This window comes from uncultured Campylobacter sp., assembly GCF_938045345.1.
Lineage (GTDB): Bacteria > Campylobacterota > Campylobacteria > Campylobacterales > Campylobacteraceae > Campylobacter_B.
Genome location: NZ_CALIMS010000014.1, coordinates 37,232 through 59,269 on the forward strand (window position 1 = coordinate 37,232; position 22,038 = coordinate 59,269).

Annotated in this window: 17 protein-coding genes; 14 read left to right on the forward strand and 3 right to left on the reverse strand. The window is 46.9% G+C overall.

Translation table 11 applies throughout. The features are described from left to right. Window positions 1-51: 51 nt before the first annotated feature. The 3 genes from Q0144_RS03780 (at window position 52) to Q0144_RS03790 (ending at window position 1,944) form a co-directional block, all read left to right on the forward strand. Window positions 52-495 carry a GatB/YqeY domain-containing protein gene (locus tag Q0144_RS03780; RefSeq protein WP_298061865.1) on the forward strand — a complete coding sequence of 148 codons (444 nt, stop codon included), beginning with the start codon at window positions 52-54 and terminating at the stop codon, window positions 493-495. 131 nt (window positions 496-626) lie between these two features. After that, window positions 627-1,259 carry a hypothetical protein gene (locus Q0144_RS03785; protein ID WP_298061867.1) on the forward strand — a complete coding sequence of 211 codons (633 nt, stop codon included), beginning with the start codon at window positions 627-629 and terminating at the stop codon, window positions 1,257-1,259. 49 nt (window positions 1,260-1,308) lie between these two features. Continuing rightward, window positions 1,309-1,944, forward strand: coding sequence for a hypothetical protein (locus Q0144_RS03790; RefSeq protein WP_298061870.1), 636 nt, complete (start codon window positions 1,309-1,311; stop codon window positions 1,942-1,944). A gap of 365 nt (window positions 1,945-2,309) precedes the next feature. On the opposite strand, the gene Q0144_RS03795 is transcribed toward Q0144_RS03790, so the two are convergent. Continuing rightward, window positions 2,310-4,556, reverse strand: a complete 2,247-nt coding sequence (locus Q0144_RS03795; protein WP_298061872.1) for a hypothetical protein — start codon at window positions 4,554-4,556, stop codon at window positions 2,310-2,312. A gap of 206 nt (window positions 4,557-4,762) precedes the next feature. Between Q0144_RS03795 and groES the strand changes: the two genes are divergently transcribed. The 3 genes from groES (at window position 4,763) to Q0144_RS03810 (ending at window position 8,325) form a co-directional block, all read left to right on the forward strand. After that, window positions 4,763-5,026: a co-chaperone GroES gene (gene groES / locus Q0144_RS03800; RefSeq protein ID WP_295151472.1), complete on the forward strand. Its 264-nt coding sequence runs from the start codon at window positions 4,763-4,765 to the stop codon at window positions 5,024-5,026. A gap of 12 nt (window positions 5,027-5,038) precedes the next feature. Beyond that, entirely contained in the window at window positions 5,039-6,676 is a 1,638-nt protein-coding gene (gene groL / locus Q0144_RS03805; RefSeq protein WP_005871709.1) for a chaperonin GroEL, read from the forward strand. 584 nt (window positions 6,677-7,260) lie between these two features. Next, complete coding sequence (locus Q0144_RS03810; RefSeq protein ID WP_298061876.1) at window positions 7,261-8,325, forward strand: hypothetical protein; 1,065 nt, start codon at window positions 7,261-7,263, stop codon at window positions 8,323-8,325. Window positions 8,326-8,348: 23 nt separating this feature from the next. On the opposite strand, the gene Q0144_RS03815 is transcribed toward Q0144_RS03810, so the two are convergent. Beyond that, window positions 8,349-8,489 carry a hypothetical protein gene (locus tag Q0144_RS03815; protein ID WP_298061878.1) on the reverse strand — a complete coding sequence of 47 codons (141 nt, stop codon included), beginning with the start codon at window positions 8,487-8,489 and terminating at the stop codon, window positions 8,349-8,351. A 448-nt stretch (window positions 8,490-8,937) separates the two neighbouring features. Here Q0144_RS03815 and ispG point away from each other — a divergent pair, with 448 nt between their 5' ends. The 8 genes from ispG (at window position 8,938) to Q0144_RS03855 (ending at window position 21,482) form a co-directional block, all read left to right on the forward strand. Continuing rightward, window positions 8,938-10,005: a flavodoxin-dependent (E)-4-hydroxy-3-methylbut-2-enyl-diphosphate synthase gene (gene ispG / locus Q0144_RS03820; protein ID WP_298061880.1), complete on the forward strand. Its 1,068-nt coding sequence runs from the start codon at window positions 8,938-8,940 to the stop codon at window positions 10,003-10,005. A 1,265-nt stretch (window positions 10,006-11,270) separates the two neighbouring features. Continuing rightward, window positions 11,271-13,355: a replicative DNA helicase gene (locus Q0144_RS03825; protein ID WP_298061882.1), complete on the forward strand. Its 2,085-nt coding sequence runs from the start codon at window positions 11,271-11,273 to the stop codon at window positions 13,353-13,355. Then, entirely contained in the window at window positions 13,327-15,495 is a 2,169-nt protein-coding gene (locus Q0144_RS03830) for a hypothetical protein (protein ID WP_298061884.1), read from the forward strand. Before Q0144_RS03825 ends, Q0144_RS03830 begins: the two co-directional genes overlap by 29 nt. A 387-nt stretch (window positions 15,496-15,882) precedes the next feature. Further along, window positions 15,883-16,422 (forward strand): hypothetical protein, encoded by a 540-nt coding sequence (locus tag Q0144_RS03835; RefSeq protein WP_298061886.1) that lies wholly within the window; start codon window positions 15,883-15,885, stop codon window positions 16,420-16,422. Further along, a complete protein-coding gene (locus Q0144_RS03840) occupies window positions 16,419-16,955 on the forward strand; it encodes a hypothetical protein (protein WP_298061887.1) in 537 nt (178 codons plus the stop codon). Before Q0144_RS03835 ends, Q0144_RS03840 begins: the two co-directional genes overlap by 4 nt. A gap of 175 nt (window positions 16,956-17,130) precedes the next feature. Continuing rightward, window positions 17,131-17,916, forward strand: a complete 786-nt coding sequence (locus Q0144_RS03845) for a hypothetical protein (protein WP_298061889.1) — start codon at window positions 17,131-17,133, stop codon at window positions 17,914-17,916. Between the two features lie 113 nt (window positions 17,917-18,029). Then, window positions 18,030-20,111: an RNA degradosome polyphosphate kinase gene (locus Q0144_RS03850; protein WP_298061890.1), complete on the forward strand. Its 2,082-nt coding sequence runs from the start codon at window positions 18,030-18,032 to the stop codon at window positions 20,109-20,111. Window positions 20,112-20,336: 225 nt separating this feature from the next. Further along, window positions 20,337-21,482 carry a hypothetical protein gene (locus Q0144_RS03855; protein ID WP_298061892.1) on the forward strand — a complete coding sequence of 382 codons (1,146 nt, stop codon included), beginning with the start codon at window positions 20,337-20,339 and terminating at the stop codon, window positions 21,480-21,482. Between the two features lie 214 nt (window positions 21,483-21,696). On the opposite strand, the gene Q0144_RS03860 is transcribed toward Q0144_RS03855, so the two are convergent. Then, on the reverse strand, window positions 21,697-21,837 hold the full coding sequence (locus Q0144_RS03860) for a hypothetical protein (RefSeq protein ID WP_298061894.1): 141 nt from the start codon (window positions 21,835-21,837) through the stop codon (window positions 21,697-21,699). Between the last annotated feature and the right edge of the window lie 201 nt (window positions 21,838-22,038).

Consider the following 22,038-nt stretch of genomic DNA (forward strand, 5'->3'; position numbering starts at 1 on the left):
TTTTAAATTTGCTACAATTACCGCCGAAATTTCAATCTAAAGGAGTGAAAAATGGGTGTGCGAGAGCAAATTTTAGAAGACATTAAAACGGCGATGAAAAGCGGCGATCACTTCCGCAGAGACAGCCTTAGGATGCTTAACGCCGCGCTTAAGCAGGTCGAGGTGGACGAGCGCATCAGCCTTAGCGACGAGCGCGTCTTTAGCATACTTCAAAGCGAGATCAAGCGCCGAAACGACTCTGTGGAGCAGTACCGTGCGGGCGGTCGCGACGATCTGGTGCAAAAAGAGCAGGGCGAGATCGAGATTATCGCGTCCTATCTGCCCGCGCAGCTAAGCGATGCCGAGCTTGCAACCCAAGTTAGCTCGCTAATCGCGCAGCTCGGCGCGAGCGGCGCAAAGGATATGGGGCGCGTGATGAAAACTGCCAAGGAAGCGCTTGGCTCAAGCGTGGACGGCAAGCGGCTAAGCGAGGCGGTCAAAGCGGCACTGAAGTAGCCCGTTTGAGGCTAAATTTAAGTCCGGCTACGGCTAAATCGTATCGGCGCAAAATTTCGCTGCTGAAATTTTTTAAGATAGAGCTTTGGCTGCGGAATTCATACGCTAATTTAAAATTTTAAAGGATCATCATGAAAAAATTTATCGCTGTTTTACTAGCCGTCCTGCTTGTGGGATGCCAGTGCAAACAAAACGTAGTGCCTGGGGCTAACGAAACGCCCGAAAAGATTACGGCATTTTTCATAAACGATGGCAAGGAATACATCGTAGGCGAGAAACTCAGCTATGTCCTAACGAACGGCTCGTCGCTTAAGAATATCTCGGAATTTTACGATGGCGGATACGCCAAAGGGCTTAAGCGCGAGTTTGTGCGGATCGAAGTGATGGATGCGAAAAACGGCGAGGCGCGCGGTAGCTTCAGCGCATTTTTGAATTCCGCAGCTGGTGCAGATGTCGCCAAAATCAAAGCTCTAGCAAATCGCATCGAAATCGATGAGAAAAAAGGCGAGATCGAGGTTATTTTTAACTTTGATGCGCGAGTAGTGCAAATCAAAAATCTGAGCGAAATAATGAAGCCAAGCGATAGGCTACGCTCCCCGATAGCCGCAAACATCGAGGTTAGGCCCGAACGCTGCGAGGGCAACGCCCTGTTGGATACGCTAGGCATCATCGTGGCTATACCAGTGGTAATCGTGGGCGTAGTGCTATTTCTGCCCGTCGGGGCGATGGAGGCGCTTGCGATGCAGCATAGCTCGCGATCATAAAAGCCGTGAAATTCCGTATCTTGCAGCGAAACTTACAATGTAATGATCGATGAAGCTCGGCGAAATTTGGTATAACTTAGATCGCAAGTTCGATCTATTTATGATCGCATTTTATTTGGCGGCGATGTGGTACGGATTTCTTTTTAGCTTGAATCCTAAAAGCTTAGATGATCTGAAAATCGCGAATGGAATAATCATGGATGTCGGAAGCGATGATGGGCGCGAATATATGCAGATTTTTACGGATGAGCGCAAATTTATCAAAGTCTTTTTAAATGGCGATACGGATAACTTAACCTCTTTTTATAAAAATAAAATTTTGCTCAATGCGGCAATTGTTGAAGCTAATTTTAAGCGCTCAGGAGCGGACGAGTGGCAAGGCGTAAATATCAAGCCTTCTATCTCGCTAATCGCATACGAATGGCTGGAAGGCAAGCGAGTTAAAGCTTGGTATCAAAGCCGTCCGTTTCCGTTTCAGGGTCGCGGCACGGCGTATCAGGTTTTATTTTTGGATTATAATGCGAGCGTCGACCCGCCGCAGCGCGAGTATCTGATGAAATTCAGATATGACAAATACGCTACGACGGATGATAAATTTACAGCTACGATATTTGGAGCTTTGACGCTCATTTTTCTTGCGATAATGGCGGGCAAATTTTATCAAGCATGGCGCCAACTGCAATAAACATTGCGCCGCGAAATTTTAATTAGCATCGGATAGCCTGAAAACACGGCGCGCAGTATCGATACGAAGCATTTTAAAAGGCGCTAGGCTTGCGGCGTGCATTTCATTGCGGATAGCAGCGGCGCAAGCAGGATAGGGGCTTACGGCGATAAATTCAGAGCGTCATTAAAATACAGACCGAAACGAGATTTAAAATTTAAATAAATAGCGTGCGCCGAGTTTTGAAATTTTGCAGCTTTGTCTGCGCCGGCTAGCGCTAAATTTTAAAATTTAAACTGCTCGAGGTTTCAAAATTTTAAAATTTTAAATTTCGCGCTCGTTTAGCAGTATCCATAAATTTTAAGCGCCAAATGGGAGCGGATGGGCTAAAATAGCCCATTTATCAGCCCTTTAATCGCGTCAGATTTTTCCTTTTTCGCGTCGTTTTTGCTGCTATTATCGTCCTTTTTCACGCCGAAAAGCTTGTCGATACCCTTGCCGATCTGCTTGTCGAGCTTGCCCTTGAGGTAGTCCGACCGCACGTCGTATTTTGGATTTTTGATCGTGCCGGTGATGTTTATTTCAAGATCGGTTTTTTCGATGTTTGCCTTAACCGGTACCGAAATCGCGCCCGTTTTGCTATCCAGCGTGCCGCCCGTTACGTTTAGCTTACTTTTTTGCGCGCTCATATCGGCGTTAAAATTTATCAAATTTTGCTTGATCGTGCCGTTTACTTTGGCGTCGTTATAGACCTCACCGCCTAGATCGCGGCCTAAAATTTTGCCGATTTTATCGATCAATCCGCCGCTAGGAAGGCGACCGTTATTGATGATCGCGTCGAATTTTCCGCTGTGCGAGTTTGTATTATACGTAAGATTTGCATTACCCGTGCCGTCGTAAACGTGATCGATATTTAGAAGCGTCGTAAGCTCTTTTACGATAAAATTTTGAAGTTTGAAGTTCGCTTCATCGCCCGCGATCTGTCCGTTTAGCTCGCCGCCCGCGACTTTGGAATTTATGGTCGCAAACAGGCTCTTGCCGTCATGCGAAAGCTCGCCGGTCGCGGCAATCTTGCCGTTTAGTCTGCGATTTAAGAAAAATTCTAGTCGCTGCAGACTCGGGATCAGCAGCGCGTAGTTTGCCTTAAGCGCTTTGTTTTTGAGCTCGTAGGTGCCGTTTAAGCTCTGAAGCTGCGCCAGATCGGAGTTTGCGCTTGCGCTAAAGGTCGCGACTGAGTTTTTGATATTTGTCTGCGCCTGCGCGTCCGCTTTTAGATCGTTCGGGAAGTTCTTGCCCGTCACGCCGTCTAAAAATTTCTTAAAAATCACGCCGTTAGCAAGCGAAATTTGCGCCGTGCCGTTAATGCCGTCCTTTAAGCTTAACTTCGCATCGCCGTTTATCGTGCCCTCTCCGATCGCGTTGCCGTAAAACAGAGCCGAAAGGACGGCTAGATTTAGATTACTCGCCTTAAGCTTTAGATCGCTCAAATTTCCGCTCGCATTCAGGTTGCCGCCCATCGCGTTTAGATTTAAGCTTAGATTTTTAAGTTCGTTCTGCGCTAGAGCCGCGCTAAGCTCGCCGTTTGCCTTGCCCTGCAGCTTCACTCCCAGGACGTTTTGCAGCGCAGCCAGATCGTTTGCGTTTAGCTTTGCGGACAGCTCGCCGTTTTTGTTTTTCAGGTCAAATTTGGCCTCCGCATCCGCTTTAAGCGCGTCTTTAAACGCTGAAATTTGCGAGTTTGAAAGCTCAAGCGTAGAAAAATCGGTCTTTAAATTTCCATTTGCTTTAACGTCGCCTGAAATTTTACGCCCAATAAGGCTTTCGAGCTTCGCTAGATCGGGTAAATTTAGATTAAAATCGGAATTTAAAGTTTTGTTTTTCAGATCAAATTCCGACTTTTCGGCGCTGATCTTGCCTAGCGTCGAATCGATCTTGCTTGCTGCTCGCAGGATATCACTTTGCGCCGTGATGTCCGAGTTTAGCGTGATCTGCACGCCCTTTGGGATGGAGATATTCATATCTTTAAACGCAGATTCGTTTAGGATCAAATTTGAACTCTTGACGCTCGCGTTGCCCTCTGCGCCGCCGCTTCCGGCCTTGATGTCCGAGAGAATGTCGATATTTCCTTTAGCGTAGATCGGCAGAGAGGCCACGGCAAGGGCTTTTTCGACGTTTAGAGCTTTAGCGTCGATTTGCAGATCAAGCGGACTAAGGTCTTTTAAATTTGCTAAAAATTTTACGTTGCTATCAAAAATCCGCCCGCTGCCGTTGATGCCGAATTTGTCAAGATCACCCAAAATTTGCCCCTTAAGGCTCAGCCCTTCGCTCGTTTTTATGCCGAGCTTGGCTAAATCGTGCGCGTTTGCGTCGTAGCTAAGATCGAAAGAGCGCGCAAAAAGCGAGTATTTGCCCTTTACGTTTACGCTCGCAGCGTCATTTACGTTGGCGCTGATGTCCAGATCGCCGAAATTTAGATCGAATTTCTCAAGTTTCACGTCAAGTCCGCTTTTTTCTTTGATCAAATTTTCTACGTAAGGCTTGGTGAGATTGTTGCCAAAATCGCTGAAAAATAGGCAGCCTGCGCCTACTATAAGCAGGATTAAAATTCCTGCGATTATGCCGAAAATTTTCATTTCGTCCCCTTAAAAATTTAAAATTTGAGGGTATTATAGCCCTTAAAATTTAACGTTTGAAATCTCAATACTTGAGTTTAAATCACTAAAGTTTTATAAAAATTTTTCATAAACTATTGACAAGATTTTAAATTTTGCATATAATCTTAGCACTCAAACACATTGAGTGCCAATTTTAGAAATCACAAATCAAAGAAAGGACTGAAATGAAATTTCAACCACTTGGCAAGCGCGTTCTAATAGAGCGCGAGGAGGAAACAAAAAAGACCGCTTCGGGCATCATCATCCCCGACAATGCTTCAAAAGAGAAGCCTTCGACCGGCAAAATCGTAGCCGTCGGCAGCGAATGTGAAGGTGTCAAAAATGGCGATACCGTAGCGTTTGCAAAATACGCAGGCAGCGAGATTAGCTTAGATGATAAGAAATTTCTTATCTTAAATTTAGAAGACGTTTTAGGCATAATTAAATAAAAAGGATTGAAAATGGCAAAAGAGATTATTTTTTCAGACGACGCAAGAAACAAGCTTTACGCGGGCGTTAGGAAGTTAAACGACGCTGTAAAAGTTACGATGGGACCTCGCGGTCGCAATGTCTTAATCCAAAAGAGCTTCGGCGCTCCGGCGATCACAAAAGACGGCGTAACCGTCGCTAAAGAGATTGAGCTAAAAGATACGCTAGAGAATATGGGCGCTTCTTTGGTGCGCGAAGTAGCGAGTAAAACCAACGATCAAGCAGGCGACGGCACTACTACAGCAACCGTGCTAGCTCACGCGATCTTTAAAGAAGGCCTACGCAACGTAACTGCGGGCGCAAATCCGATCGAAGTTAAGCGCGGTATGGATAAATTTAGCGCTGCGGTTATTGAGGAGCTAAAAAAATCCTCTAAAAAAGTAAGTGGCAAAAAAGAGATCGCTCAGGTTGCTACGATCTCTGCTAATAACGACAGCGCGGTGGGCGATCTGATCGCAGACGCTATGGAAAGAGTCGGCAAGGACGGCGTTATCACGGTAGAAGAGGCAAAATCTATTAACGATGAGTTAAACGTAGTCGAGGGAATGCAGTTTGACCGCGGCTATCTAAGCCCATATTTCATTACAAATGCCGAGAAAATGTTAGTCGAGCTAAGCTCGCCGCTAGTGCTTCTATTTGACAAAAAAATTACAAATTTAAAAGACCTACTTCCGGTTTTGGAGCAGGTTCAAAAAAGCGGCAAACCGCTTCTAATCATCGCCGAGGATATCGAGGGCGAGGCGCTTGCGACTTTAGTCGTAAATAAACTTCGCGGCGTGCTAAACATCTCCGCGGTCAAAGCCCCTGGATTTGGCGATCGTAGAAAGGCGATGCTTGAAGATATCGCGATTTTAACGGGCGGCACCGTTATCAGCGAGGAGCTTGGCAGAACGCTAGAAAGCGCTTCTATGGCCGATCTCGGACAAGCCGAGCGCATCGTGATCGATAAAGATAACACCACTATCGTAGGCGGCGCAGGCAAGAAAAAAGATATCGACGCGCGCGTTTTGCAGATCAAAGCTCAAATTGCAGAGACTACGAGCGATTACGACAAAGAGAAGCTTCAAGAGCGCATGGCTAAGCTTAGCGGTGGCGTTGCGGTTATCAAGGTGGGCGCTGCGACCGAAACCGAGATGAAAGAGAAAAAAGACCGCGTGGACGACGCTCTAAACGCAACTAAAGCAGCCGTAGACGAGGGTATCGTAATCGGCGGCGGCGCTGCGCTAATCAGAGCTGGACTTAGCGTAAAGCTAGCTCTAAGCGGCGACGAGCTTATCGGTGCGGACATCGTTAAGCGCGCGCTTTTCGCTCCACTTCGCCAGATCGCAGAGAATGCGGGATTTGACGCGGGTGTCGTAGCAAATAAGGTCGAGCAGGGCTCAGACAAAAAATTTGGCTTCAACGCCGCAAACGGCGAGTACGTCAATATGTTTGAGGCAGGTATCATCGATCCAGTCAAGGTTGAGCGTATTGCGCTTCAAAACGCGGTCTCCGTCGCAAGCCTGCTTCTAACGACCGAAGCGACCGTTAGCGAGATCAAAGAGGAAAAACCTGCAATGCCTCCAATGCCTGATATGGGCGGCATGGGCGGCATGGGCGGAATGATGTAGCCCCATAGGAGCGTCATTCGGCGCTCCCATGCCATTGAAACGGCGCTGCGAGATTTTTACAGTGCCGCGAAATGCTTTATGCGCGGCGATATTTTTGCTATGCGCCGTAAAATGAGATGTGCCGCGTTTTGGATATGTCTAAGGCGCGGCGATTTATTATGAATTAGCGATTAAGCGGTGTGATTTTTAGTCACTGCATGATCTTATAAATTTCGTATCTCACCGCAAATTTACGGTTTTGCCGCATTATCCTTTAAATTTAAAAACTTTATTTGAGCTTGCTTTTTTCCTTAAATTCTGACTTGCCACTCAAAATTTAAGCGCAGAATTCTAAAACTTTAAAATTTTCAGCTATCTCACCTAAACGCTTACAAGATAAAATTTTTTCGTGGCGTCATATTTTTAGTGTGATAAAATTCTATTGCCAAACAGAATCCTAGCTGCGGAATTTTTAAAGCTTAGCTTTTTGTTTGACGATACGGCTTGGAATTAGAGCTGAAATTTCATAGCCTCACTCATTAAATTTAACGCGGCTTAATCTAAGCTTTGCTAAATTTCGCCTAAAATCCATGGAAAGGAAAACGATGAAAAATTTAGCTCGTATTTTTTTAATTGCGTTCATTTTGACGAGCTTCTCTAGCGTTTTTGCTGCGCAGCAAAACCATAAATCGCCCGCCGCGTTGCAAAACCGTAAATCTAAAATTTCATCTCAAAATTTGCGAGCCAAAGATCATTCGAGTAAAAATATAGCGGCAAGATCCTCTACCGAGCCGCATGCTAAAAAACCTGCAAATGCTAAAAGTCTTTCAAATTCCAAGCTCACAAAAAATACGCGTGCGTCTAGGAATTTCGCTAAAAATTTAACGCAAAAAAGTGCGAAAAATTTTACTAAAAATCCCGGGCAAAATTTTGCATCGCATTCTGCGAGAAATAAAGCACCTAGGCGCCCGGCTAGTCAATCAGGCAGTCAGAATGGAGCTAGCAAGAGCCTAGTCGCGACGCTGATGCGTTTGCCAAAGACCCGCATCTATGAGGATGAGGTGCCAAACGCCCGCGATACGGAGCAAACTTACAGAGGCGCAGATATGCGGAGAAGCGTAAGCGCGCAAACTCACGGAGGCGCGGATGAGCAGACCGGCAAAACCGTAGACGCACGAGCTCGCAAATTAACGACGGCTCGAATTGCACAGCCGCAAGCTCTCCGCGTCTATAGTGCAACTCGTTCTGGCGCTATGGGGCATACAGCTGCATCTCATTCGAGCGCCACGAAGTATACGGCTCGTCAAAATGCCCGCGTGCCCTATCTTCCCACATCTGCTCGCTCTAGCCGTGTGATAGGGCGCTCTGGCGGTAGCGCGCTTGGTAAGATGTCTTCGCCGGAGCGGAGTAATGCGCTAGGACAAGGTGCTGCGATGCGTTATGATGAGCGTTGGGCGAAGCCCGCTCCACAGCCTTATGAGCCTGCGCCTGAGACTGAGAAAAAGCACGGACTAATATTTTCGTCGCAGTGGGGCCCCGCCGCGCCGAAAAGCAAGTGGCAGCAGCACGAAGCCCCGACGGATGACGCTTCGTCGCGCAATGAGTCGGTGATGGATATGCTGCAGGACAAGATGAGCAGGGTCAAGGTGAATATGGAGCTAGTGCGCTAGCCTAGGCGGCACGCCGGCGCAATTTATATGCGTAGGCGGGTTAATTTTGCTGCCTCTGTAAGAACGGCGCTTGCATTGCAAAAAACAAGAACGGCTGACGTTTTTTCAGCTTTGCCGCCGTGCGAAAAATGCCCTACTGCTGCAATTAAAAATAAAATTTTCATATTTCATCCATGCGCTTTGAAATTTCACGGCTGCATGCCACGCTGCTAGGATAAACCAGACTGCACTAGTTTTGCGCGAGCGGGCACTGCGACGATACTGCGGTTAAAATTTCGCCGAAATTTCAAAAGCTTAATTTCGTAATTTTACATTGTAGGACTTCGCTTGCCTGCCAAGTTTGCGGCATTTTGCTTGGCTGTGTGGTTTATTAAATTTTACTTGCCATCAAATTTTGTAGAGTTTCATTTGTCGTAGGAATTTTTAGAATTTTATTGGATGGCGGAATTTTATAGTACTCTATTCGCTCAAATTTCGCGACGAAATGAAATTTTTTGCAAGCGCGAAAGCAAAATTTAGCGGGTGAAATTATACGGCGGGTGGCGAGTGCGAATTATTAAATTTTAACCCCGTTTTGAATAAAATAGCGCAAAAAATTCTAAAGGCTTAAATTTGAAAAATCGCTATCCGACCCGCCAAATCTCCGTCGGCTCCGTCAAAATCGGCGGCGGCGCGCCCATCTCCGTGCAGTCGATGAGCTTTTCTAAGACCAAGGACGTGGAGGGCACGCTAGAGCAGATTAACCGCCTGTATTTCGCCGGCTGCGACATCGTGCGCTGTGCCGTGCTCGATAAGCAGGACGCGGATGCGCTCGCACGTATCAAAAGAAGCTCGCCGCTTCCCATCGTAGCGGACATTCATTTTAATTTTCGCTTAGCGCTACAGGTTGCGGAGTTTGTCGATGCTATCCGCATCAATCCCGGCAATATCGGCGGCAGGGACCGTATCAAAGAGGTCGTGCGCGCGTGTAAAGCTCGCAGCCTACCTATCCGCATCGGCGTAAATTTGGGCTCTTTGGAGGAGCAGTTTGAGCAAAAATACGGCCGCAGCGTGGAGGCGATGGTACAAAGCGCGCTGTATAACGCCGCGCTGCTTGAAGATGAGGACTTTAGCGACATTGCGATCTCGCTTAAGACTTCGGACGCGCCGAGTACTGTGGCTGCGTATCGCGCGCTGCGCCCGCTATGCGAGTATCCTTTTCATCTGGGCGTGACTGAGGCGGGGACGAAATTTCACGCGAGCATCAAGAGCGCGATCGCGCTTGGTACGCTTCTGATGGAGGGGATCGGCGATACGATGCGCGTGAGCATCACGGGCGAGCTTGAGGAGGAGATCCGCGTCGCGCGCGCGATCCTGCAGGACGCGGGCGTGCAAAAAAGCGGCGTCAATATCATCTCTTGCCCTACCTGCGGGCGTTTGCAAAGCGATCTGCTAAGCGCGATCAAAATCGTCGAAGAAAAAACCGCGCATATCAAAACGCCGCTAAATATCAGCGTCATGGGCTGCGTCGTAAATGCGATCGGCGAGGCGAAGGGCGCGGACGTGGCGATCGCGTTCGGTAACGGGCGCGGCATCGTGATGCGCCACGGCGAAGTGGTCGCCAAACTCGAGGAGAGCAAGCTCGTGGAGCGGTTTTTGCAAGAGGTCGAGGACGAGGTGCGGGCTCGCGAAGGAGCGTGAGAGCTATGGGGCGCTTAGCAGCTTAAATGTCGCTATGATTCGTGGCTCTTGGGCGGCTCGGCTCTGAATTTTGGCGCGCTTGGGTTAGTTGTAGTTTGCTCGGCGTTTTAAGGCGCGCTTGGGCTCATCGGTGCGGCTCGTTTTAGTGTGAGATTTTGAAATTTGCGCTTTGAGGCGGCGCCTTGAAATTTTAAAATTTCATCCTTAGGCGGTGTTTTTAAATTTTGGTCTTTGGAAAATGCGCTTTGGAATTTTGATTTGAAATTTCGGATTTAAGATTTTAGCCCTGAAATTTCGTGCGAATTTTTTAGTTAAAGTTTTGCTTTGAAATTTGGGCTAAAATTTCGGCTCCAAAATTTTGCCTTGAAATTTCGTTTTAAAATTTCAATCTCGCGATTTGAAGTGAAATTTTATAGCGCAGAATTTGCAGTGTGAAATTTTAAGGCGCAAAATTTTAAACCGTAGGGCTCGGCTGCGTAGAATTTTAAAATTCTACGTTCAAGACCAGCCGCGTTAATTTAATGCGCTCACGCTCACGACAACCGTGCGGGCTCCTGCGCTTAGACGAGCCGCGTAAATTCGGCGCGATTTAGCGCGATAGACGTGCTGTTTTGCGAAACAGCAGGCGAATGTTAAATTCAAATGCTTTCGACCGCCGTGATAAACGTCCTTCCAAGGCAAACAGCGGGCGAATGTTAAATTTAGATGCCGCGGCTTCGGCTCGTTATCTAAGGCGCTTGAGAAATTTCAAGTCGCGATGTTCGGTTTAAATTTGGCAACATTCACTCGCTACGGAGCGGGCATGAAATTTGGCGCCCGAGCTCGAGGCGCCAAATTTTAATGGGCGGGCTTAAAATTTTAAAAAATTCTAAGCCCTAGCGAAATTTCAAGCTCTATGAAATTTCAAAATTTTAAATCCGCTGCCGTAGCCTTTGGTGTAGCCTTAAAGTCGCCGCGGTATATGCGGCATAAGAGCGTAGCGGCTTAAAATTGCGCGGCTTTTGGTAGCGTTAAGTTTCAAAAGCGTTCGAGCTTTCAAGATCGCAAGCTGTTTGATCTAGCGAGGTTTTGGGTTGCAAGGCTCCGAGCTTCGCAAGCTTTGCGGAAGCACTAAGCGCTCAAAGCCGCGATAGTTCCAAGATCGCGACGAGCGTTTAAAGTCGCATCGGTTTTCAAAAGCGCCGAACCGGGGCTACGGATTAAATTTACGATTTTATAGAGCTTAAAATTTAGACGCGCAAAAGCGCGCGAAACGAGGGGAAGCGATGGCAACGAAGCAGAATGTGCCTGCAAATTTATACGATCTGGATATGGAGCGCGCGATTTTAAGCTCGCTTTTGCAAAACGAGGACGCATACGGCGAGCTGAGCGAGATAATTTCGGTCGGCGATTTTTTCTATAAGCCGCACGCCGACATCTATGAGGCGATCGTCAAATGCTCCTCGCACAACGAGCCGATCGCGCCGAGCTTCGTTAAAAAATGGCTAGCCGAGCGCTACGACGATGGCGCATTTACCGAGGTTGTAGCCACCAGCGGCGTGGTCGATGCCCCAAAATACGCGCTCGAGCTGCGCGAAAAATCGATCAAACGCTCGCTAATCAAGGTCGCGCACGAGATCCCTTCGATGGTAAACGAAGCCGTGCGTAGCAAGGACACCGCCGATAAAATCAGCTCCAAAATTTACGAGCTCATCGACGAGGAGCGCCACGGCGGCATCAAAAAATCGCACGAGATCATCGCTGACGTGGTAGAGGAGCTGAAACGCCAAAAGGCGCTCGCTGGCTCGGAGCTCGTGGGGCTGGATACCGGCTTTCGCTTCCTAAACGACTGCACGAAGGGGCTGAAGCCCGGCGAGCTTATCATCATTGCCGCCCGCCCCGGTATGGGAAAGACTGCTTTTGCGCTAAATTTGATGATGAAAACGCTGCAAAGCGGTAAGGGCGTCGTATTTTTCTCGCTCGAGATGCCCTCCGTGCAGCTGATGTATCGCATACTAAGCGCTCTTAGCTCGATCCCACTAAGCGACATAATGAGCGCCAAGCTCAGCGACGACGACTGGACGCGTTTCAACGACGCTTGCGACGCGGTGCTGAATATGCCGCTTTTCGTCTATGACAGCGGCTACGTGAACATCCACCAAGTCCGCACCCAGCTGCGTAAACTCAAATCCATAGACGCCAACATCGAGCTCTGCGTGATCGATTATATCGGACTTATGACAAGCACGAGCAACTACTCCGAGCGCCATCTGCAAATCGCCGAAATTTCGCGCGGGCTCAAGCTTTTGGCGCGCGAGCTAAACATCCCGATCATCGCGCTATCGCAGCTAAACCGCTCGCTTGAGGCGCGCTCGAACAAACGCCCGATGTTAAGCGATCTGCGCGAAAGCGGCGCGATCGAGCAGGACGCCGACATCATACTTTTCGTCTATCGCGACGAGGTTTATAAAGAGCAGATGGAGCGCGAGCGTATTTCGCGGCTGGAGGCCGAGGGCAAGGACGCGGGCGAGCCCGTGTTTAGGCGCAACGACTATCAGGAAAAAGCCGAAATCATCGTCGGCAAAAACCGCTCGGGCGAGGCGGGCAGGACGATCGAGGTGGGCTTTCAGGGCAGATTTACCCGCTTTGTCGATACGAGCTTCGGCGGCGAGCCTAGCGAGAGCGCGATCTTTAATGAAAACGACAATCTCGACTACGTCTCGCAGCTGCAAGATCAGGGCTTTGAGGAGCTTGTTGGGCAGCATCCCGATGCGGCGCAGAATTTGCAACAGAATTTAGCGCAAAGCTTTAACGGCGCGGAGAGTTTTAACGAAGCGCAAAATAGTGGCGTAAGCTTAAATGAAAGCTCTGCTGGTGCTCGAAATTCCAGGGTAAATATCGATTTTGACGAGATGCCTAGCTTCGGCCAAAGCAGAGGGCAGGACGGCGAGGAGATAGACGGCGAGTCTAAATTTAGCGCAGGGCATGACCTGGCAGAGGCGCAGCACGTATCACAGAAGCAAGAATTTGGGGAGCAAAATTTAGATGATGCAATAGCTGGCATCGTCGCGCCCGAAACAAATGCGCATAAAAATTTAGCGGGTACTCCACGAGGCGTAAAAGACACATCGCGGGGCACAAAAGGCGCGCGGCAAGATGCAAAAGGCGTATCGCAAAGCGCGGGGAGTGCGCAGCGAATGGATGTTCCAAATTTTGAAAGAGGCGAGGGCGATGAACTGCCTTTTGAAGCGCAAGAAGAGGACGAGGCGAAATTTAAACCCGCGCCGCCTTTAAATATCGAAGAGATGGGCATTCCAAAGATCAATGAGGCAAACAGGCTCGATGACGACGACGCGCCGCTGGATCTGTGAAATAGCGCTTAGGCTAGCGCTGATCGTTAGCGTTTTTTGCTTTGCGCTTTACGCGCAGGATTTCAGTGATGCGGGCTTTTGCGCGCTGGCGGCGTTTTGGGCTTATGCGCTATTTCGGGTGCTATTTAGCTTTTTTTACGAGGCGAAGCAGCGCGCCAACGCGGCGCTATTTCGCAGCGGCGGGACTTTGATTAAAATTTTTAGAGGCAGGCTGATAAGCGGGGTTTTTGCCTGCGCGGGCGCGATCCTTTTAAGCGCCACTTTGGCGCTAGGTCTAGCGGATCTGCGCGGCGCGGAGCTATTCGTGACGCTCGCGGCACTGCCTGCAGCTCTTGCTCTGATGCGCCTGGCGGTGTTGAAGCTCAGTCTAAAAGAGATTAAAAATCCCAGAATTTTATCGCTCAAACTTAGCATTTTGCTGCTCGCCGCGCTCGCCGTAGCGGTAAATTTCGCTATAAATTTAGCCTATTTGCGGTTTGCAGACGGCGCAGATACTACCGCGCGCTCTAAAAATTCCGCGATAAATTTTACTCCGCCCACCAGCACCGCCGCATCCATGGGAAATTTCGCGACAAACGACGCTTCCGCGCCCGTCGGAAATTTTGCAACAGATAATGCCGCCAAATCCGCTAAAAATTCCGCTGCGAACAACGCCGCTATAGTTGTGCGAAATTCCGAGACGGATAATACCGTCAAGCCCGCGCCGGGCGCTGCCAAAAATCCTACCGCTTCGGCCGCAAATTTTAAAGCGGGCTCCGTCAGAGCAGTGCATGCCTCGGCTGAAAATTCTAAGGCAGTTCCCGTCGCTATATCGCAAATCAACGCTAAAAATTCTACGGCTAGCCCCATCGCAGCGCAAAATTTAGCCCAAAATCCCTCTGCGCCGAGTATAGCCGCAGACAGTTCAGTCAAAAATTCCGCGGCAAGCCCCGCATCGGTAGCCGAAATTTTTGAAATTTTAAAATCTACCGCGCCGCAAGCGCACTTCAGATCCGCTCTGCTAAATGAAATTTACGCTTTGAAATTTTACAAAAACGCGCTGTTTGATCTGGCGCTGTCGCAGAGCCCTAGCTCGCTAAAAATCGCTCTTTTGTTTCTGATCTGCGCGGGAGATTTCCTCTTTTACTGCGCGATTTTGCATCTTTGCGCCTTCGTGCTTTTTATGCCGCGAGCCACGTCCGCGCCCAAAATAGGGCGCTTTAGCGGCACGATATTTGCGCTTGCATACATCACGCTGTGTTTGATCTGCGCTGCGCAAACGCGCGCGGCAGGCGGCGGAGCGGAGGGCGCACATCCTAAAAGCGCGGTTGAGACGAGCGTGCAGATCGTGCTGCAAAGCGGCGAGCGGCTGATCTTAAGCGCGCGCGAGGCGGACGTTCTAAGAGGCGAGCTGAACGCCACGCGCTTCGCCGCGGAAGCAAACGCCGCATCCGCGCTAAATAGCTACATCGACGCCGTTTACGACGAGGGCGCGAGGCTTAGCGCGCAGAAAATGGCGGATTTCAATTACTCGTTTTTGAGCGATTATCTGGTGCTGTGGCACGGCGTGTGGGACGATGACGCGGGGGCGTATCTGAATGAGAAATTTGCGCTCTTCGTGAGCGAAAGCTTCCCGAAAGATTTTGGCGAAAATATCGCTAGAATCGCTGCGGCAAACGTCAAGAATTATGAGAGTTCGCTAAATTTTACGCTCAAAAAATACGGCGCGAAAGTCGATCTCAACGTTACGCAGAGCTTCAGCCTAAAAAGCAAGGCGTATCGCGCGAGCGGGACGGGGCTAGGGGCGCTGGGCGGCGTGCTGGGCGCAAAGCTGATAAGCAAGAGCCTCGCTAAAACTGCGGCCAAGACGGGCGCGAAGACCATTACCAAGGCGGGCGCCAGCGCGACAAGCGGTAGTGCGGGGCTCGTGTGCGGTCCGGGCGCGGTGGTGTGCGTGCCTGCGTTTGCCGTGGCTACGTGGTTTGGGCTGGATTTTGCGTTTGCCAAGGGCGACGAGGCGCTGAACCGAGAGGAGTTTGAAGCTGCGATCGTGCGCGATATGATGGCGGCGAAAGAGGAACTAAAGCGCGCGCTGGCGCAGGATTTCAACGCGACGATAGATGAAATTTCGAGTGAAATTTTAAATTTAGACGGGAAGTAGGGCGCGAGTGTCGTGCATCAAAATGGGTGGTTCGGTAGGCAGTTCGGCAGATGCGAAACAGCAGCGAAACTAGCGGCAATAAAAAGAAGCGACACAAAACGAATAGCGTAGCAGATGCGCAATAAACAGCGCCGCGAGTGAGGAATTTTATAAAATTCTATTCCGCTTTGCTTGCTTTGCCGCACCTGCGCGATTTAAATCGGTTGCGAGTAAAATTTGGCAGCAGATTGCGTAATTTATATGCGCAGCGTACGGCGGAATTTTAAAATTTAATCCAAGTGCAGGCGGTGGGATTACGACACACTTATCACACCGCCGCGCCTCTTAAATTTTAAGAAGCAGCTAAAAATTTTTAAATATAATCGTCGCTTAAAATAAGGAGTGCTAATGAAAAAATTCTATCTTAAAATTTCGTTATTTACGTTTATAGCGGCATTAACAGCCATCCCTGCTGCGGCAAAATCGCATTTGACAAGCTTGATAAAGTTAGAGGATTTTAATAACGAAGAGCAAAGGACGCTTTTTAAATCCTGCGATTACGGTGACGGAAAATACGGTTCGTGTAATAAACTCGTTGAAATTTTATCTAAAGAGTGCGAGAACGGCGATATGCGCTCATGTACTATACAGAGTGATTTTTTACAATCTTTGTTTAGGGAAGAGGAAGCTATGAAATATCTGATTAAGCTGTGCGATGCTAACCTTATCGAATATTGTATGGGGCTAGGTTGGGAAGATATAGAATTTAACGGCAATATACAAAGAGCAATTAGGAGTTTTGAAAAAGTATGCGATAGCAAGCTGAAGAATAGTGAGCTTTTTTGTAGAATGAATGAGGAATTAAAGGGCTGCCTAGAAGATAAAGAATGCAATCCGATAATAAAGGGCAAGGCTCTTTTAAAAAGAACTGTAGAGGAGCTGAAATGAGAAGTATCGGTATTTTATTCTTATTGATTATGATATTGTCGTATCCATTATCAGCCAAATCTACGGCAGAGGAACAAAATCTTTATAATGAATGCAATAAAGGAAACGGCAAATATAGCTCATGCACTAAGCTAATAGAAATTTTATCTAAAAAATGCGATAGCGGTAATATGGAAAAATGCGATGATTTGGGCTATGTTATGGGTTTAGAGCTCGGTATGCGTGAAGCGGCTTTTGTGCCTTTAGAAAAATCTTGTAAGGCAGGTATTGCAGCCTCTTGTTTTAACCTCGGTATACATGATATTGCAATAAGAGGCAATGTCAAAAGAGCGGCACATAACTACGCTATAGCTTGCGAAAAATATTCAGAGCATCTAGAAAAAGAAAGAATATTTAAACTAAAATCTTGCGCGCTGAAGGTGGCTTTGGAAAACTGCTTACGAGATGAGGAGGAACACGATCCTGTAAAGTGCGCGAAAAAAGCCTTTTGGGAAATAAGCGATAAATACGACGCAAATTCAACTAAGGAGTAAAAGATGGCAAATCCAAAGAGGTGCAAAGAGCGATAATGAAAGAATTTTATCCCGCAATTTTGGCGCCTTTAATAACGCAAACCGCGGCAGAGCGTAATCAAAGTGCAGCCGCTAGCAAAGAGATAAAATTTACGTCGCTTTCTGATTTAAATTTATATCGTATGTAGGAGCGAACATGAAAGCGCTATTTTTTATACTCGCGTCGGTTCTGTTTTTAAAGGCTGAGAGCGTAAGCGAAATTTATTCTCTAGGGGTGCCTGCATGCGATACTTACGATTTAAATTTTAAGAAATGCAGTAGCGGCGACGGCGAAGCATGCTATTTGGCGGCTTTAATTCTAAATAATAGATCTTGCGCACGAAAAAACGATGGTTTGGCATTGGAATTTTTTGAAAAATCATGCAGTTTGGGATATGCCAAAGGCTGCATTTTTATGGGACAAGCGTATTCGCTTACTTCTTTGGACGAAAAACACGCGAAAATCAAGACATATTACGAAAGAGCTTGCGAGCTAGACGCGAAATTTTGCGACGATTACGGGCTTTTATATTTTTACGGCGAGGGCGTAAAAAAGGATGAGCTTGCGGCAAAAGAGTATTTTAAAAAATCCTGCGATGCAGGAAATCCCGCAGGATGCGGGCACTTTGCCACATCGTTAAACAAAGAGGACAAAGATATAAACGAGGTTATGAAATTTTATGAAATCGGCTGCAACGGAGAGTATTACCCTTCGTGCTACGCTTACGGGCTGCTGTTGTGGGCTAAAGTAGATAAAAATAAAGGCAAAAATTTTTGCAAGAAGGCTTGCGACAGGGGTAATGTAAAGGAGGCGTGCAAATGGGTACTCGATATGAGCGAGGAGGAGGAAGAGCAAATTTTATATTTGAGGCGATATTTAAAGCTAGGTTGCGAGGATGGTGACACGCAAATGTGCAAGGATTTAGGAAAAATAGGGAATTAGGGCAGAATTTTAAATACTAAATTACCCCACTTGCAAGCTCATGAAATTCGGACTTTAAAATTTAATCTTAATTGGGCTATAATCTTAGAATTAATATTCAAAAAGGAGTTTTTATGCAAACACAAAATAATTTTATAAACCGCGAGCTAAGCTGGCTACGCTTCAATACACGCGTGCTAGAACAATGCAAAAAGGATATTCCGCTAATTGAAAAATTAAAATTTCTAGCGATTTACAGCACTAATTTAGACGAGTTTTATATGATCCGCGTGGCGGGCTTGAAGCAGCTTTTTACTGCCGGCGTTATAACCAGCGGGGACGATGAGATGACGCCTCTTGAGCAGCTGCGTGCAATCCGCTCCTATCTAAGAAACGAACAAACCGAGCTTGAGCAGCAGTATTTCGGCATCCAAAAAGAGCTTTGCAAAAACGGGCTTTTTATCAAAAGCTACGACGAGTTGCAGCCCGAGCTAAAGCCGGTGGCGGACGAGTTTTTCTTCTCGCAGATAATGCCAGTAATCGTCCCGATCGCAGTGGATGCGACCCATCCTTTCCCACATCTAAACAATCTCAGCTTCTCCCTCGCAGTCAAGCTCTGCGACGAGGGCGCGCCCGAGTCGGTGCATTTCGGGATGATTAGAATTCCACGCGTGATCCCGCGCTTCGTGCAGGTGGCGCAAAATACCTACGTGCCGATCGGCACCATCGTAAAGCGCCACGCGGAGGAAATTTTCCCCGGCTACAAGCTCATCAGCTCCGCAGCTTTCCGCGTCACGCGAAACGCAGATATCGTGATCGAGGAGGAGGAAGCGGACGATTTTATGATGATCCTGGAAGCGGGGCTTAAGCTGCGCCGCAAGGGGGCTTTCGTACGGCTTCAGATCGAAAAGGACGCCGATGCCGAACTGCTGGAATTTCTAAATTCTCATCTTAAAATTTTTTACAAAGATATATATGAATGCGCCGTGCCGCTTACGCTGGACGGGCTTTGGGAGATCGCTTCCAATAAGGATTTTTCCTTTCTAGCCCATCCTCAGTATCTGCCAAAGACGCTGCCCCCCTTTAACGAAAACACCTCCGTTATGAGCGCGATGGAGAAGGAGGATATCCTGCTGATCCATCCTTACGAGAGCTTTGATCCCGTACAAAAGCTCATCAAAGAGGCCGCAAAGGATCCGAAAGTCATCTCGATCCGTATGACGCTGTATCGCGTGGAGAAAAACTCCCCAATCGTCCAGAGCCTGATCGAGGCCGCAAGCGACGGCAAGCAGGTGACGGTGATGGTCGAGCTTAAGGCGAGGTTTGATGAAGAAAATAACCTGCACTGGGCGAAGGCGCTCGAAGACGCCGGCGCGCACGTCATCTACGGTATCACGGGCTTTAAAGTCCACGCCAAGGTAACTCAGATCATCAAAAAAGAGGAAGGCAAGTTAAAATTTTATATCCACTTAGGCACGGGCAACTACAACGGCTCTAGCGCTAAAATTTACACCGATGTGAGCTTTTTTACCTGCGGCGACCGCTTCGATAAGGACACGACGAATTTCTTCCACATCCTCTCGGGCTACAACAAAAACCGCAAACTTGACAACCTCGCTATGTCGCCGATGCAGATCAAAGAGCGACTCCTGGCGATGATAAAAAACGAGGAGAAAAAAGGCTCTGCCGGCAGGATCATCGCCAAGATGAACGCTCTTGTTGACGGCGATATGATCAAGGCGCTGTATAAAGCAAGCGCCGCGGGCGTAAAGATCGATCTCATCGTGCGCGGCATCTGCTGCTTGCGTCCGGCGCTTAAGGGCGTTAGCGAAAACATCCGCGTGATCTCGATCGTCGGCAAATACCTGGAGCACGCTAGAATTTTTTACTTCGCGCACGCGCAGCCCAGCCTATACATCGCGAGCGCGGATTGGATGCCGCGAAATTTAGAACGCAGGCTGGAGCTGATGAGCCCGATCTACAACGAAAATTTGCAAAATAAGCTCAAAGAAATTTTAAAGCTTCAGCTAAGCGACAATGAGCTCGCATTCGAGCTGCAAAGCAGCGGCGAGTACCGAAAGATCGTGCCGAAAAAGGGCGAAGAGAAAATCGACGATCAGGAATTTTTAGAAATTTATTTCAATAAAATTTATAAAAATATCCGCAAACACGACGAAAGCGGCACGGCGCTAACTAAGCTTTTGAAGGAGAGCTAGACGCGCAAATTCTATGAAATTCTACACGAGTCATGCGTGAATTTTGTATAAAATTTTCGAGAGTGTCTGTGTAAATTTACACAGTATAATCAAATATGGGAAGCAACTAATGTGTGCCCTTAGCTTAGGATACAATAAGATATTCTTGCAATGAAACGGACAAGCTAATTTTTAGTATTTATGATTTAAAATACGACCTAACAAAAAATTTAGGAGAGGAATGGAATGTCGGAATCTCAGGAAGAACCAAAGGCTCTTTTTCATAAATTCATAAAAGCCATAAAAGATGAAAAATCAGTAAATATATTGGATAAATTTTTACAAAAATTAGAAGACAATAGTTTGGAAACGGCTTTGCAAAACTGTGATCAAATAACTCAAATCTATAATGGTGACGAAAACTCTGATTCAATATATGAAATAAGAAAGGATATAGAATTAAGCCAAAAACATATAAATGAAGTTTATTATAAAATTTTTGATATAGAAAATGGAGAGGGAAAAAGAAACTCAAGCTCTGCTTTGAAAGAAATCCAAAATGCGAAAGAATTGGCCAATAAACTGGGAGTAGATTATAGAAGATTCTATGGTACCGAAACGGGAGACAACCTATCAAAAGGCTTAATAACAAAGCTGGAAGAAGCTTGCAATCAAATAGAAGATAGTCAAGAGCAGCTTGACGAATTAAATGAATATTACGATGAAATTTTTAATGGGTTAGACAACAAAAAGCCATTAAAAGAACACTTAAAGGACTTGGAACAAAATTTACAAGACCTATCAAAAGCATACGAGCAAAAATTTTCTGAATTATATAAAGAAAAGAAAGGGCTAATAGAGGATTTAATGCCAAGTGCCGCGAGTATTGGTCTAGCAAAAGCTTACCAAGATGAGAAAAATAAGATAAAAAGAAGTATAACATTTTGGAATTGTACTTTTGTAGGTTCAACTATAATTTTTATCTTGCTTTTTGGCGGTTACTTTTATTTAAGCTTTAATGAAAATTTTTCTTACATAAGTTTTTTAAGGGCCTTGCCGCTTTGGATATTTAGTGGCTTTTTCAGCTATTATTCAACTAAACAAATTAGTGAATACAAAAGGTTGGCCAATGAATATGCCCACAAAGAGGCATTAAATACGACATATATAGCCTATAAACATGAAATAGAAAATCAAGAAAATGACGAAATTAAGTATAAGCTTCAAAAAATTATGCTCGAAAGCGCAGAATTTAATCCAAGCAATACATTAAATAGAAATAACGGCGAAATACCTAGCGTATCAATATCGGAAAAGATAATAGAAAATATGCCGATAGACCGTTTAAAACAAATTTACGAGAAGATAGGAAGTCTTATCGGCAAGCCATAACTTATAGAAAATTTCATTAAATTTTTTAAAAGCATTGTAATACTTTAAATAAACGCATATAGAAATACTAGTCCACCATGATGCTTGAATACTATGTGCGTAGATAAAATCCGCTCGCTACGTCATCTGCTGCTATGCGGCGTGCAATGGCTGCCCAGATCGCAATCTTTGCCGTGCAAATTTACCGAACCAGGCAACGGGACGCCCGTATGCGCTAAAATTCCATGCATTTGTAGCCTAGCATTACGGTATCGATAAGAATTTTATACGCTTGAAACCATGTGCCCCACAGATCGCGGATTAGCATAGCGCCGCGTCTTATATCGTTGCTAGCACTGCAAGCATTTCGCGACATTTTTCTACGCTTTCGCAGACCTCAAAATTTACATGCTCATAAATCTCTAGCACTGTAAAATTACGCCGAAACGCCATCTGTTTCAACCCTACCCGCCTAAAAACTCGGCCTGCATTTACTTAGCGACAATAATACATCGCTTGCGAACTACGGCAAGAGGCACATACGCGCCTCTTCTCACACTTTGATTTTTTTGAGCCC

Coding starts and splice junctions, on each gene's coding strand:
- Q0144_RS03780 (WP_298061865.1), top strand. CDS start 52: ATGGGTGTGCGAGAGCAAATTTTAGAAGACATTAAAACGGCGATGAAA.
- Q0144_RS03785 (WP_298061867.1), top strand. CDS start 627: ATGAAAAAATTTATCGCTGTTTTACTAGCCGTCCTGCTTGTGGGATGC.
- Q0144_RS03790 (WP_298061870.1), top strand. CDS start 1,309: ATGAAGCTCGGCGAAATTTGGTATAACTTAGATCGCAAGTTCGATCTA.
- Q0144_RS03795 (WP_298061872.1), bottom strand. CDS start 4,556: ATGAAAATTTTCGGCATAATCGCAGGAATTTTAATCCTGCTTATAGTA.
- groES (WP_295151472.1), top strand. CDS start 4,763: ATGAAATTTCAACCACTTGGCAAGCGCGTTCTAATAGAGCGCGAGGAG.
- groL (WP_005871709.1), top strand. CDS start 5,039: ATGGCAAAAGAGATTATTTTTTCAGACGACGCAAGAAACAAGCTTTAC.
- Q0144_RS03810 (WP_298061876.1), top strand. CDS start 7,261: ATGAAAAATTTAGCTCGTATTTTTTTAATTGCGTTCATTTTGACGAGC.
- Q0144_RS03815 (WP_298061878.1), bottom strand. CDS start 8,489: ATGAAAATTTTATTTTTAATTGCAGCAGTAGGGCATTTTTCGCACGGC.
- Q0144_RS03825 (WP_298061882.1), top strand. CDS start 11,271: ATGGCAACGAAGCAGAATGTGCCTGCAAATTTATACGATCTGGATATG.
- Q0144_RS03830 (WP_298061884.1), top strand. CDS start 13,327: ATGACGACGACGCGCCGCTGGATCTGTGAAATAGCGCTTAGGCTAGCG.
- Q0144_RS03835 (WP_298061886.1), top strand. CDS start 15,883: ATGAAAAAATTCTATCTTAAAATTTCGTTATTTACGTTTATAGCGGCA.
- Q0144_RS03840 (WP_298061887.1), top strand. CDS start 16,419: ATGAGAAGTATCGGTATTTTATTCTTATTGATTATGATATTGTCGTAT.
- Q0144_RS03845 (WP_298061889.1), top strand. CDS start 17,131: ATGAAAGCGCTATTTTTTATACTCGCGTCGGTTCTGTTTTTAAAGGCT.
- Q0144_RS03850 (WP_298061890.1), top strand. CDS start 18,030: ATGCAAACACAAAATAATTTTATAAACCGCGAGCTAAGCTGGCTACGC.
- Q0144_RS03855 (WP_298061892.1), top strand. CDS start 20,337: ATGTCGGAATCTCAGGAAGAACCAAAGGCTCTTTTTCATAAATTCATA.
- Q0144_RS03860 (WP_298061894.1), bottom strand. CDS start 21,837: ATGTCGCGAAATGCTTGCAGTGCTAGCAACGATATAAGACGCGGCGCT.